Raw genomic sequence first — 12194 nt, 5'->3', positions numbered from 1 at the left:
GAGTCACTTCACGCCGTGTCACTTCACGCCGCCCGCGGTGAGCCCGGCGACGATCCGGCGCTGGAACACGAGCACCACGGCGACCAGCGGGACGGTCACGACCGCGCCCGCCGCCATCTGGGTGCCGAACGGCTGGTCGAACCCGGAGGCGCCGGTGAACGTCGAGATCGCGACCGTGGCCGTCCGCATGTCCCTGTCGTTGACCATGGAAAGCGCGATGAGGAACTCGTTCCACGTGGCGATGAACGTGACGATCGCCGTGGTGAACACGCCGGGCGCGGCGAGCGGAACGATGATCTTGCGGAACGCCTGGGCGCGGGTGCAGCCGTCCACCATGGCCGCCTGCTCCAGTTCTTCCGGCAACTGCCGGAAGAACGCGGTGAGCAGCCACACCGACAGGGGCAGCGCGAATCCGAGACTGGGCAGCACCATGGCCTGGTAGGTGTTGATCCATCCGATTTCCGTGAACAGTTTCAGCAACGGGACGAGCTGCGAGATTCCCGGGAACATCGTCGCCGCGACGATCAGCCCGAGCACCGCGTTCTTTCCCCGGAAACGGAGCCTGGCCAGCGCGTACGCGGCGCACGTGCCGATCAGGAGCGTCAGCGCGGTCGTGGCGCCCGCGACGACGAGGCTGTTCAGCAGGGCGCGCCCGAATCCCTCCCCGCCGGAGAACACCGCAGAGAAGTTCTCCCACGACCCCCGGGTGGGGACGATCGAATTGTCGAACTGGTCCTGCGGGCGGCGGAACGCGGAAATCGTCATCCAGTAGAAGGGCGCGAGGCAATAGGCCACGACGAGCGCGCCTCCGGAGCAGGAGAGGGCGCGCCGGGCCCACGGACTTCTCATTCCGCCGTCCCTTTCCCGCGCCTCGAATGGCGGTGCGCCTCGCCGATGATGTCGGCGCCGAGCAGTTTCACGAACAGGAACGCGATCAGCGCGACGTAGCCGAACAGGACGGTCGCGTACGCCGCCGCCGACCCGTACCGCAGGTCCGAAGCCTCCGTCCACGCGACCATCGTGAGCGTCTGCACGGAATCCTGGTCGACGCCGACCAGCACGGCGGGCAGGTCGAACATGCGCAGGACGTCCAGCATCCGGAACAGGACGGCCACCAGCAGCGCGGGCTTGACCAGCGGCAACGTGATCCGCGCGAACCGCTGGAGCGGGCCCGCGCCGTCCACCCGCGCCGCCTCGTGGACCTCCGCGGGGATCAGCTGGAGCCCGGCGAGGACGAGCAGCCCGATGAACGGCGACGTCTTCCACACCTCGGCGGTGACGACGGCGACCTTGGCCGGGAACCCGCCGGCGGTCCACAGGACCTCCCGGCCGAGGACGGCGTTCGCGGCCCCGTCCGCCTGGAAGATCCACCGCCACAGCAGCCCGGAGATCGCGGTCGGCACCGCCCACGGGACGAGGACGCTCGCGCGCACCACCGCCCGTCCCCGGAACATCCGGTGCATGACCAGCGCCATCGCGACGCCGATCGCCGTCTCCAGGACGACGGTGGTGAACGTGAAGAACGTCGTGTTGCCGAAGGCGTTCCAGAACGCGTCCGCCCGGTCGCCGTGGAAGATCGCCGTGTAGTTGCGGGCCCCGGCGAACCGGTCGCCGCCGGCGACGAAGCCGTCCGCGTCCAGGCCCTCGCCGCCCGCGTACAGCGACTCGCGGAATCCGGCGACCGCCGGATAGCCGACGACCAGCGCGAGCACCAGCAGCGTGGGGGAGAGCAGCAGCGTGGGGAAGAGCGGCAGCGCCGGCCGGGCGATGCGCCGCATGGTTCCTCCGTCCGTCCGGAGAGCAGGGTCGAGCCCGGACGTTATCGAGTCGACACGCCCGGACGCGCTGCGCCAGGCTGCCCGCGTGACGATCTCCGACGACGAGGGCGCGCTCGGCCTCGTCCGCGACCACACGATCCTGGCGGTGGTGGCCGGGTCGCGCGCCTACGGCCTCGCGACGGACGCCAGCGACGTCGACCGGCGCGGCGTCTACGCCGCGCCCGCGCCGCTGTTCTGGCGGTTCGCCAAGCCGCCGACGCACGTGGAGGGCCCGCTGCCCGAGCAGTTCTCCTGGGAGCTGGAGCGGTTCTGCGAACTGGCGCTCGCGGCGAACCCGACCGTCCTGGAGTGCCTGTGGTCGCCGCTGGTCGAGAAGGCGACGCCGGAGGGCGAGGAGTTGCTGGCCGTCCGGGAGGCGTTCCTGTCGCGCCGCGCGCACCAGACGTTCCTCCGCTACGCCGACGCCCAGTTCCGCAAGCTCGAAGGCGACCTGCGCAACGGCGGCGCGCCGCGCTGGAAGCACGTCATGCACATGCTGCGGCTGCTGGAGTGCGGGCTGCACCTCGTCCGGCACGGCGAGCCGCGCGTGCACGTCGGCGACCGGCGCGAACGGCTGCTCGCCGTGCGGCGCGGCGAGGTCGGCTGGGACGAGATCGGCGCCTGGCGCGCCGCCCTCACCGCCGACGTGAACGACGCTCTCGACCGCAGCCCGCTGCCCGCCGAGCCCGACCGCGCGGCGGTCGAGGACCTGCTGGTCTCCATCCGACGAAGGAGCCTTGACCGGTGACCCCGCCCGACCTCCCCGACGGCCTGCTCGACCGGCTCGCCGCCGACCACCCGTACCCGCGCGCGTTCGTCACGGTCAGCGGGGCGCACCTGTACGGCTTCCCGTCCGTGGACTCGGACGTCGACCTGCGCGGCGTCCACCTCCTGCCGCTGGAGGAGATCGTCGGGCTGGAGACCGGCGAGGAGACCTTCACGCGCATGTGGGACCACGCGGGCGTGGAGGCCGACATCGTTACCCACGACCTGGCCAAGTTCTGCGTGCTGCTGCTGCGACGGAACGGATACGTCCTGGAGCAGGTCATGTCTCCGCTGGTCGTCGCGACGTCCCCGCTTCATGAGGAGATGAAGGCGCTCGTGCCGGGGCTGATCACGTCCAACCACGCGCACCATTACCTCGGTTTCGCGCGGACGCAGTGGAAGCAGTTCGCCCAGACGAGCGAGCTGAAACCGCTGCTCTACACGTTCAGGGTCCTGCTGACGGGGATCCATCTGATGCGGACGGGCGAGGTCGAGGCCGACCTGACCTCTCTCGCCGGGGACGGCCCGTCCTACCTGGCCGAGCTGATCGAGGCGAAGCGGCGCGCCGAGCACGGCGCGCTGCCCGCGGACGCGCCGGGGACGTCCCGGATCGAGGCCGACGTCGCCGCGCTGACCGCCCGCCTTGAGGCCGAGCGCGACCGCTCCGACCTCCCGGAAGTCCCGTCGAACCGCCGAGCCGTCAACGATCTGGTGGTGACCGCGCGCCTGCGCTGAACCCTACGGTGCCTCCCCTCCGTGCCACCGGGCATACGAACCGAACGCAACCGCCCGGGGCGCTTGTCACGTACCAGGGACGACTGCGGAGCCGAGGAAGGGGAGCGATGCGCGATCAGGGCATCGACCGAAACGACATCGCGGAGGCGGATCTGCGGACCCGCCGGGGCGTGTTCCGCGCCGTCGCGTTCCGGGACCCGGTCGACGGGCACGAGCACATGGCGCTCGTGCGCGGCGACGTCCGGGAGCGGGACGACGTGCTCGTCCGGACGCACTCGGAATGCATGACCGGCGACATCTTCGCCGCCACGCGCTGCGAGTGCGGGGACCAGCTCGGCGCGGCGCTGGACGCCATCGTCCGCGAAGGCGCCGGTGTCCTCGTCTACCTGCGCGGCCACGAGGGGCGGGGGATCGGCCTCGTCGCGAAGGTCCGCACCCACATCCTCCAGGACGACCAGGGGCTCGACACCGTCGACTCCGCCACCGCGATCGGGCTGCCGGTGGACGTCCGCGACTACGGCCCGGCGGCCCGCGTGCTCCGGCACCTCGGGGTCCGGTCGGTGCGGCTGATGTCGAACAACCCGGACAAGGTCAGCGCGCTGGAGGCGTACGGGGTGCGGGTGTCGTCCCGCGTCCCGCTGCTCGTGCCGGTCAGCGCCGACAACGTCCGGTACCTGACGGCGAAGCGCGACCGGCTCGGCCACGACCTGCCGCAGCTCGACGGTTCGGCGCGGTGCGGCGGGGCGCCGGTGAGCGAGGTGCGCGGATGACCCGGCCCGTGACCCTTTCGCTGCCGCTGGCGCCGCCGGTGCCGCGCCGCCTTCCCCGGCCGGGACGGGCGGGCGAGCTGGCCGCCGCGGCCGCGGCCCAGGTCGGGCTCGCGGCGGCGGTCCGTCCCGGTCTCGCGGGCCTGGTCGCCGGCGTCGTCTACGCGCTGGCGTCCTGGGCGATCCTCAGCGCGGCGTTCCGCGCCCGCGCCGCGCTCGGCCCGGCCGACCACGTGACGCTGACCCGGGTCGTCCTCACCGGGGGTGTGACGGCGCTGGTCGCGGGGCATCTCCTCGGCGGCGGGCACACCTGGACGCTGGTCGCGGTCGCGTCCGTCGCGCTCGTTCTGGACGGGGTGGACGGCCGGGTCGCCCGCCGCACCGGGACGGCGTCGCGGCTCGGCGCGCGGTTCGACATGGAGACCGACGCGTTCCTCGTCCTGGTGCTGAGCGTCCAGGTCGCGTGGACCGTCGGGTGGTGGGTGCTCGCGATCGGCGCGATGCGGTACGCGTTCGGCGCGGCGGCCTGGGCGGCGCCGTGGCTGCGCGCGGACCTGCCGCCGAGCGTGGCGCGCAAGGCCGTCGCGGTGGTGCAGGGGGTGGCGCTGGTCGTGGCGGCGGCGGGCGTCGTCCCGTATCCGGCCGCGCTGGTGGCGGCGGCGCTGGCGCTGCTGCTGTGGTCGTTCGGACGCGACGTCGTATGGCTGTTCGTCCGCCGGGAACGGCGGGACGGACGGGAGAACCGGGGGAGGAGCACGGATGGAGCGCGAGGCCCGCGCCTTCTGGATCCGGTCGCCAGGTGAGGGCGAGGTCCGCGACGTCGCCCTGCCCGCGCTGGGACCGGACGACGTCCTGGTCAGGACGCTGTTCTCCGGCGTCAGCCGGGGCACGGAGGCGCTCGTGTTCCGCGGCGGCGTCCCGGCGAGCCAGCACGCGATCATGCGGGCGCCCTTCCAGGAGGGCGAGTTCCCCGGCCCGGTCAAGTACGGCTACCTGAACGTCGGCGAGGTCGAGCACGGCCCGCCCGGCCTCCTCGGGCGCACGGTGTTCTGCCTCTACCCGCACCAGACCCGGTACGTCGTCCCGGCGGGCGCGGTCACGCCCGTCCCGGACGGGGTGCCGCCGGAGCGCGCCGTCCTCGCCGGGACGGTCGAGACCGCCGTCAACGCCCTCTGGGACGCCGCGCCGCTGGTCGGCGACCGGATCGCCGTCGTCGGCGGCGGGATGGTGGGCTGCTCGGTCGCCGGGGTCCTCGCCGGGTTCCCGGGGTGCCGGGTGCAGCTCGTCGACACCGACCCGTCCCGCGCGGACGTGGCCCGCGCGTTCGGCGTCGGCTTCGCCCGCCCGGAGGACGCCGACGACGGCTGCGACGTCGTCGTCCACGCGAGCGCCACCGAGGCGGGGCTCGCGCGGTCGCTGGAACTGCTCGCCCCGGACGGCGAGGTCGTCGAGCTGAGCTGGTACGGCGACCGGCGGGTCAGCGTCCCGCTGGGGGAGTTCTTCCACTCGCGGCGGCTGACCGTCCGGAGCAGCCAGGTCGGCGCGGTGGCGCCCGCCCGGCGGTCCCGGCGGACCTTCGCCGACCGGCTGGCGGTCGCGCTGCGGCTGCTCGCCGACCCGGCGTTCGACGCGCTGGTCACGGGGGAGGACGGCTTCGCCGACCTGCCCCGGGTGATGCCGCGCCTCGCGTCCGGTGAACTTCCCGCGCTCTGCCACCGAATTACCTATTGAGACCCCGACCGACTGGAGCAGGCACGTTGTTCGCGATCACCGTCCGGGACCACATCATGATCGCCCACAGCTTCCGCGGCGAGGTGTTCGGGCCCGCGCAGCGGCTGCACGGCGCCACCTTCGTCGTGGACGCGACGTTCCGCCGCGCCGAACTCGACCCGGACGGCATCGTCGTCGACATCGGCCTCGCCACCCGCGAGCTGGGCGAGGTGCTGGGCGCCCTCAACTACCGCAACCTCGACGACGAGCCGGAGTTCGCCGGGGTCAACACCTCGACCGAGTTCCTCGCCAAGGTCGTCGCCGACCGGCTCGCCGACCGGGTGGACGCGGGCGCGCTGGGCGAGCACGCGCGCGGCCTGTCCGGCATCGCCGTGACCCTGCGAGAGTCCCATGTCGCGTGGGCGACCTACGAACGTGACCTGACGCCATGAGCCCGGTGATGGTCGACGAGGTGTGCGTGGTCGTCCCCGCCGGCGTCGACGACGCGGCCGCGCCGAGCGGCGGCAACCGGTACGACCGGCGGCTGTGCGAGGCGCTCGCCGCGTCCGGGCGTCCCGTCCGGGAACTGGTCGCGCCCGGCGGGTGGCCGCGGCCGGACGAGCGGGCCCGCGCCGGGCTCGCCCGGATGCTCGGCTCGCTGCCGGACGGCGCGGTCGTCCTGCTGGACGGCCTCGTCGCGTGCGGCGTCCCGGAGATCGTCGTGCCGGAGGCGGCGCGGCTGCGGGTCGCGGTCCTCGTCCACCTGCCGCTCGCGGACGAGCCCGGCCAGGACGACCTCAACGCGGGCGAGCGCAAGGTGCTGGAGGCGGCCGGTGCCGTCGTCGCGACCAGCCCGTGGGCCCGCGACCACCTGGTCGCCCACCACGGGCTCGAACCGTCGCGCGTCCACGCCGTCCCGCCGGGGACGGACCCGGCGCCGCTCGCCACCGGCACGGACGGGGCGACCGGGCTGCTGTGCGTCGCGTCGGTGACGCCGCGCAAGGGGCACGACGTCCTGGTCGAGGCGCTCGCCGACCTCGCGCACCTGCCGTGGCGGTGCGAGTGCGTCGGGCCGCTGGGCCGCGACCCGGGCCACGTGGCGCGGCTGCGGCGGCAGATCGCCCGGCACTGGCTGGACGACCGCGTCGTCCTGGCCGGGCCGCTCACCGGCAAGCGGCTGGACGACGCCTACGCCGCCGCCGACCTGGTCGTCCTCGCGTCCCGGGCCGAGACGTACGGGATGGTCGTGGCCGAGGCGCTCGCGCGCGGGATCCCCGTCCTCGCCGCGTCGGCGGACGCCGTCCCCGACACGCTCGGCTTCGACGCGACCGGCGCCGTCCCGGGGCTGCTCGTCCCGCCGGACGACCCGGCCGCGCTCGCCGCCGCGCTGCGCCGCTGGCTCGTCGAGCCCGCCGCCCGGACCCGGCTCCGCGAGTCCGCGCGCCTCCGCCGCACGGCCCTGACCGGCTGGGACGATACGGCCCGCCGCATGTCCACCGTCCTGTCCAAACTGCGCCGGGAGACCCGATGATCGTCGATGAGGAGCAGTCCGGGTTCGATCCCGCGTGGCTGGCGCTGCGGGAGGGGGCCGACGCCGCCGCGCGGGCCGCCGAGCTGATCGGGCCGCTGCGCGCCGCGCTGCCGCCGGACGGCCCGCTCGTCATCTGGGACCTCGGCTGCGGCACCGGCGCCCTCGGCCGCTGGCTGGCCGGGCGGCTGCGCGGGCCGCAGCACTGGGTCCTGCACGACAGCGACCCCGCGCTGCTCGACCGGGCCCGCGGCAACGCCTACACCTCCGTGGACGACCTGCCCGCGACCGTCGAGACCCGGCTCGGCCACGTCGGCGCGCTGCGCGCGTCCGACCTCGTCGGGGCGTCGCTCGTCACCGCGTCCGCGCTGCTGGACGTGCTGACCGCCGCCGACGTCGAGGCCGTCGCGGCGGCGGTCGCCTGCCCGGCGCTGCTGACCCTGTCCGTCGTCGGACGCGTGTGGCTGTCGCCGTCCGACCCGTTCGACGCGGAGATCGCGGCCGCGTTCGACGCCCACCAGCGCCGCGGCGGTCTCCTCGGTCCGGACGCCGGGACCGTCGCGGCCCGGGCCTTCGAGCGGCGCGGCGCGTCCGTCCTGACCCGGCCGAGCACGTGGCGGCTCGGCCCCGGGCAGGCCGCGCTGACCCGCGTGTGGCTGCGCGGCTGGGTCGGCGCCGCCGTGGAGCAGCGTCCCGACCTCGCCCCCGCGGCGGACTCCTACCTCGACCGGAGGCTCGCCGACGTCGCGTCCGGGCGCCTCACCGCCGAGGTCCACCACATCGACCTGCTCGCACTCCCCGGAGGCGCGTCGTGAAGAAGCTCTGGCCCTGGCTGCGCCTGCTCGCGGGCGTCGGCATCCTCGGCGGGCTGGTCTGGTGGCACAGCACCGGCGCCTTCCTGGACGCCCTCCGCGCCATCGACGGACCCTCCCTGCTCATCGCCCTCGGCCTAGGCGTGGCGACCACCGTGCTGAGCGCGGCGCGCTGGCGCCTGGTCGCCGGGCGGCTCGGCGTCCGCCTGCCCTTGGGCTGGGCCGTCGCTGACTACTACAAGGCTCAGTTCCTCAACACGGTGCTGCCCGCCGGGGTCCTCGGGGACGTGCACCGTGCCGTGAACCAGGGGCAGCGGTCGGGCGCCAGCGGAGTGCGCGCGGTGTTCCTCGAACGGGTGATGGGGCAGGCCGTCCCGGTGCTGGTCGGGGTGGTCGTCCTGTTCACGCAGCCCGCCGTGCTGTCGGTGATGACGCCCGTGCTGATCGGGATCGGGGTCGTCCTGAGCCTGCTGCTCGCCCTCGCCCGCTGGCGGCACCGCGCGCTCGCCGCGACGCTCGCCGACGCCCGGTCCGTCCTGGACGCCTGGCCCGCCGTCGCCGCCCTGTCGGTCGCCGCCCTCGCCGGGCACCTGACGCTGTTCGTCGTCGCCGCCCGCCTCGCCGGGGCGACCGCGCCGCTCCTCGACCTGCTGCCCCTGCTGCTGCTGGCGCTGCTCGTGATGATGCTGCCGGTGAACGTCGGCGGCTGGGGGCCGCGGGAGGCCGTCCTCGCCGTCGCGTTCGGCGCCGCCGGGCTCGGCTCAGCGCAGGGGCTGACCGTCTCCGTCGTCTACGGCGTGCTGACCTTCGTCGCGTGCCTGCCGGGCGCCGCCGTCCTGCCCCTGAAGCGCCGCCAGGCACCCCCCGAACGCCGCGACGAGGCTGCCGAGCGCGTCCCGGCCCTTGCCGGCGCTCGCCAGTGACGGACGCCCGATGACCCCGGAGGCGGTGTAGGCGGCCATCCCCAGGGTCAGCAGGGACCGCCGGTCATCGGCCAGGTGGTCGGCGGTCTCGTAGCCGTCCCGGACCAGCTCGGGGTGGGCGTGCAGCAGGATCGACGTCTCCAGCTCACCGGCGTGCATGTCGCGGACGCCGCCGGTCTCCATGCCCGCCGCCGCGCGAGCGTCCTCCCACTCGTCCGGGCCGGGGAACAGGGCCATGTCGCCGTGCGCCTCCTGCACCACGTTCCCGAGGACGTAGTTGCCGCCGTGCCCGTTCACCAGCACGAGCTTCGGGACCCCGGCCCGGCGCAGCGACTCGGCGACGTCCCGCACCACCGCGTGCAGGGTCGCCGCCGAGATGCTCACCGTCCCGGGCCAGGCCGCGTGCTCATGCGAGCACGAGATCGTCACGGGCGGGAGCGTCCGCACCGGGTGCGCCTTCGCGATCTCCGCCGCGATCGTGCAGGCGATCACCGTGTCCGTCGCCAGCGGCAGGAACGGGCCGTGCTGCTCGTGGCTCCCGACCGGCAGCACCGCCACCGGGACGTCCGGAACCTCCGAGCTCGTGTGCGTCGGCAGCATGTCCACCACCCTGCCGTACCCCGGCGGCCTTGGCACCACTGGCCTCGGCGCCACCCGACCGCATCCGCCCGGCGACCGCGACCAGCGCCATCGCCCCGGCCAGCAGGACGGCGGCGACGAGGCCGTCCGTCCAGTAGTGGTTCGCCGTCACCACGACCACGAACACCGTGACCGGCGCGTGCAGCGCGACCGCCCACCGCCACCGGCTGCGCGACACCCGCAGCACCGTCACCGCGACCAGGATCGCCCACCCGATGTGCAGCGACGGCATCGCCGCGTACTGGTTCGCGATCCCGTCCGCCGCCGCCGGATACGCCGACGGGCCCACCGTCAGCATCGTGTCGACGGCCCCGACCCCGGCGAGCCGCGGCGGCGCCAGCGGGAACAGCATGTGCACCACGAGCCCCGCCGCCGTCAGCACCACCAGCTCGTTGCGCACCCTCCGGTAGGACGACCGGTGCCGCGCGTACACCCATATCAGCAGCAGCGCCGTCCCCGGGAAATGCACGCTCACGTAGTACACGTTCGCCAGGAACGCCGTGTGGTCCCACCCGAGCGCCCAATGCTGGAAGCCGACCTCGTTCGGCAGCCAGCCGCGCTCGAACCCCCACAGCCACTTCGCGTTCGACAACGCCTCACCCGGACCGTGCTGGACGAGGGTCCGCCCCCACTTGTAGAACGAGAACAAGGCCAGCAGCAGCCCCACCTCGGTCAGCAGCGGCCGCGCCCTGCCCGCCCGCATCGCCACGCTCGCCATTCGTCCTCCCCGTACCGGTCGCGTCGTCGTCCATGACAACCTTCGCGTCCGACATTTCTGGAAGCACTGGCCCCAGCCACCCCTTCCCCGAAGGGAAAGCCCCCGCCCCGAGGTGGAGCTAACCCCACCCCGGATCACGCCGCGCAGGTCAGCGGGCTTCGTGATGCGCTAGGGGAGCAGGAGGGTTTTGGCGAGGACGGTGCGGTTCTCGATCGCCGTGTGGGCGTCGGCGGCGCGTTCGAGGGGGAAGGTCTGGCCGATGACCGGGTCGAGGACGCCCTCCGCGGCCTTCTCCAGGGCTTTGCGGAGGAGGCGCGTTCGTTCGTCCGTGCCGAGTTGCACGTCCATGATGCCGCGGAGCGTGACGCCACGGCGCGCGGCCTCGGTCGGGTCGGTCGCGGTGAAGCCGCCCAGGGTCGCGCCGTGGGCGGAGAACGTGCCGCCGTCGGCGGTCGCGTCGAATGCCGCGAGGCCGATCCGGTCGCCCACTCCGTCGAAGACGGCGTCGGCCTGCCCGCGGATCGCGTCCGTCCAGCCGGGTTCGGAGTAGTCGAGGACGAGGTCCGCGCCCAGTTCGCGGGCCAGTTCCAGCTTGCGCGCGCCGCGCGCCGCCGCGGCGACCCTGGCGCCCTCCGCGTGCGCCAGCTGGACGAGCAGCACCCCCATCCCGCCGGTCGCGCCCACCACGAGGACGGTCTGCCCGGCCTTGACCTCGGCGGTCTCGAAGACCGACAGCGCGGTGACGCCATCGTGCAGGAGCGCCGCCGCCTCGTTCTGGCCCACCCCGTCCGGGACGGGGACGACGGCGTCCAGCGGCACCGCCACCTGTTCGGCATAGGCGCCGTTCTGGACGGACGCCACGACGCGCCGTCCGACCCAGGCCGGGTCGACGTCCGGACCGGCGGCGGTCACGACGCCCGCCCCGCCGCCTCCCGGCACGTACGGGGGCCGCACGTCGAAGAACTCCTTGGCCAGGCCCGCGCGGATGCGCGTTTCCACCAGCAGGGTGTCCACGGCGTCCAGCCCGACCACGACCTGCCCCGGACCGGCCGCCGGGTCCGGCGCGTCCCGGACCTCCAGGACCTCGGGCCCGCCGAACTCCCTGACTTCGATCACCCGCATGCCGGGTCCCCCTTTCATCGGACGCCCAGCCTTGTTCCTCAACCAAACTTGAGGTCAAGCGCCTTGCGGTTTCCAGGACGTTCTCGTGCCCCGAATTGGCACCGCGCGTGCGACGCTCGAAGGGCCGGACGGACGCTGGGGGACGGATGAAGGCGCTGCTGAACTCGCTGAACGAGGACGAGAAGGCCCTCGTCCGGGAGACGGGGAGCGGGGAACTCGCCGACCTGGAGGAGGACGGCCTCGTCGACCTGCACACGCGGATCCGCCGCGCCCGCGACAAGTACGCCAAGCTCTACCGCCGGACGGCGAGCACCCGGGTCGCGGAGCACGGGGGGCGCGGCAAGGCCCGCCCGAAGAACCTCCGCAACGCGCAGAAGGCGGAGGTCTTCGAGGACGCCCTCGCCCGCGTGAGCTGGTACCTGGCGCGAGCGGCCCGGCGCAGCGCGTCCGCGCTCAAGGCCGAGCGCGTCGCCGCCGCTCAGCCGGACCGGAGGCATCCTCGCCCGGCCGCCCCCGCGGCCCCCCGGAAACGCTCGCGGACGACGGCCCGCCTCCGGCCCACCGGCGCGGACCCGGCCCGCAGCCGCCGCGAGGCCGCCACCCGCGCCAAGGGCGCCCGCCGCCAGGCCCGCCGCGACGCCCGCTGACCGTCGCGAGA

13 protein-coding genes and 2 pseudogenes are annotated in these 12194 nt (G+C 74.3%); 10 read left to right on the top strand and 5 right to left on the bottom strand.

Annotated elements, in window-relative coordinates; all coding sequences use genetic code 11:
* Positions 1-18: 18 nt before the first annotated feature.
* On the bottom strand, positions 19-849 hold the full coding sequence (locus FXF68_RS27975) for a carbohydrate ABC transporter permease (protein ID WP_148764291.1): 831 nt from the start codon (positions 847-849) through the stop codon (positions 19-21).
* Positions 846-1778 carry a carbohydrate ABC transporter permease gene (locus FXF68_RS27970; RefSeq protein WP_148764289.1) on the bottom strand — a complete coding sequence of 311 codons (933 nt, stop codon included), beginning with the start codon at positions 1776-1778 and terminating at the stop codon, positions 846-848. Before FXF68_RS27970 ends, FXF68_RS27975 begins: the two co-directional genes overlap by 4 nt.
* 85 nt (positions 1779-1863) lie before the next feature.
* Between FXF68_RS27970 and FXF68_RS27965 the strand changes: the two genes are divergently transcribed.
* The 9 genes and pseudogenes from FXF68_RS27965 to FXF68_RS44110 form a co-directional block, all read left to right on the top strand.
* Entirely contained in the window at positions 1864-2565 is a 702-nt protein-coding gene (locus tag FXF68_RS27965) for a nucleotidyltransferase domain-containing protein (protein WP_246178979.1), read from the top strand.
* Positions 2562-3317 carry a nucleotidyltransferase domain-containing protein gene (locus FXF68_RS27960; RefSeq protein ID WP_187438141.1) on the top strand — a complete coding sequence of 252 codons (756 nt, stop codon included), beginning with the start codon at positions 2562-2564 and terminating at the stop codon, positions 3315-3317. Before FXF68_RS27965 ends, FXF68_RS27960 begins: the two co-directional genes overlap by 4 nt.
* A 107-nt stretch (positions 3318-3424) precedes the next feature.
* Positions 3425-4087, top strand: coding sequence for a GTP cyclohydrolase II (locus tag FXF68_RS27955; protein ID WP_148764285.1), 663 nt, complete (start codon positions 3425-3427; stop codon positions 4085-4087).
* Positions 4084-4887, top strand: a complete 804-nt coding sequence (locus FXF68_RS27950) for a CDP-alcohol phosphatidyltransferase family protein (RefSeq protein ID WP_148764283.1) — start codon at positions 4084-4086, stop codon at positions 4885-4887. The genes FXF68_RS27955 and FXF68_RS27950 overlap by 4 nt, the downstream gene beginning before the upstream one ends.
* Positions 4844-5815 (top strand): zinc-dependent alcohol dehydrogenase, encoded by a 972-nt coding sequence (locus FXF68_RS27945; protein ID WP_148764280.1) that lies wholly within the window; start codon positions 4844-4846, stop codon positions 5813-5815. Before FXF68_RS27950 ends, FXF68_RS27945 begins: the two co-directional genes overlap by 44 nt.
* Before the next feature lie 26 nt (positions 5816-5841).
* Positions 5842-6246, top strand: a complete 405-nt coding sequence (locus FXF68_RS27940; RefSeq protein ID WP_148764278.1) for a 6-pyruvoyl trahydropterin synthase family protein — start codon at positions 5842-5844, stop codon at positions 6244-6246.
* Entirely contained in the window at positions 6243-7325 is a 1083-nt protein-coding gene (locus FXF68_RS27935; protein ID WP_148764276.1) for a glycosyltransferase family 4 protein, read from the top strand. The genes FXF68_RS27940 and FXF68_RS27935 overlap by 4 nt, the downstream gene beginning before the upstream one ends.
* The gene (locus FXF68_RS27930) at positions 7322-8137 is read left to right on the top strand and encodes a methyltransferase domain-containing protein (protein ID WP_148764274.1); all 816 of its coding nucleotides are present in this window, start codon (positions 7322-7324) and stop codon (positions 8135-8137) included. The genes FXF68_RS27935 and FXF68_RS27930 overlap by 4 nt, the downstream gene beginning before the upstream one ends.
* Positions 8134-8892 (top strand): annotated as a pseudogene (locus tag FXF68_RS44110) (lysylphosphatidylglycerol synthase transmembrane domain-containing protein); the annotation flags it as partial. The gene FXF68_RS27930 and the pseudogene FXF68_RS44110, both read left to right, overlap by 4 nt.
* 3 nt (positions 8893-8895) lie before the next feature.
* Here FXF68_RS44110 and FXF68_RS27920 read toward each other — a convergent pair.
* From FXF68_RS27920 to FXF68_RS27910, 3 genes and pseudogenes are all read right to left on the bottom strand, one after another.
* Positions 8896-9657 carry a creatininase family protein gene (locus FXF68_RS27920; RefSeq protein ID WP_148764272.1) on the bottom strand — a complete coding sequence of 254 codons (762 nt, stop codon included), beginning with the start codon at positions 9655-9657 and terminating at the stop codon, positions 8896-8898.
* 97 nt (positions 9658-9754) lie between these two features.
* A pseudogene (locus FXF68_RS44105) lies at positions 9755-10399 on the bottom strand (phosphatase PAP2 family protein); the annotation flags it as partial.
* A 183-nt stretch (positions 10400-10582) separates the two neighbouring features.
* The gene (locus tag FXF68_RS27910; protein WP_148764268.1) at positions 10583-11536 is read right to left on the bottom strand and encodes a zinc-binding dehydrogenase; all 954 of its coding nucleotides are present in this window, start codon (positions 11534-11536) and stop codon (positions 10583-10585) included.
* A 146-nt stretch (positions 11537-11682) separates the two neighbouring features.
* Between FXF68_RS27910 and FXF68_RS27905 the strand changes: the two genes are divergently transcribed.
* Positions 11683-12183, top strand: a complete 501-nt coding sequence (locus FXF68_RS27905) for a hypothetical protein (RefSeq protein WP_148764892.1) — start codon at positions 11683-11685, stop codon at positions 12181-12183.
* Positions 12184-12194: the final 11 nt, after the last annotated feature.

The organism is Actinomadura decatromicini, from assembly GCF_008121305.1.
Classification (GTDB): Bacteria; Actinomycetota; Actinomycetes; order Streptosporangiales; family Streptosporangiaceae; genus Spirillospora; species Spirillospora syzygii.
Note: the sequence above shows the minus strand (reverse complement) of the source record. Positions and strands in the feature narration are given on the sequence as shown.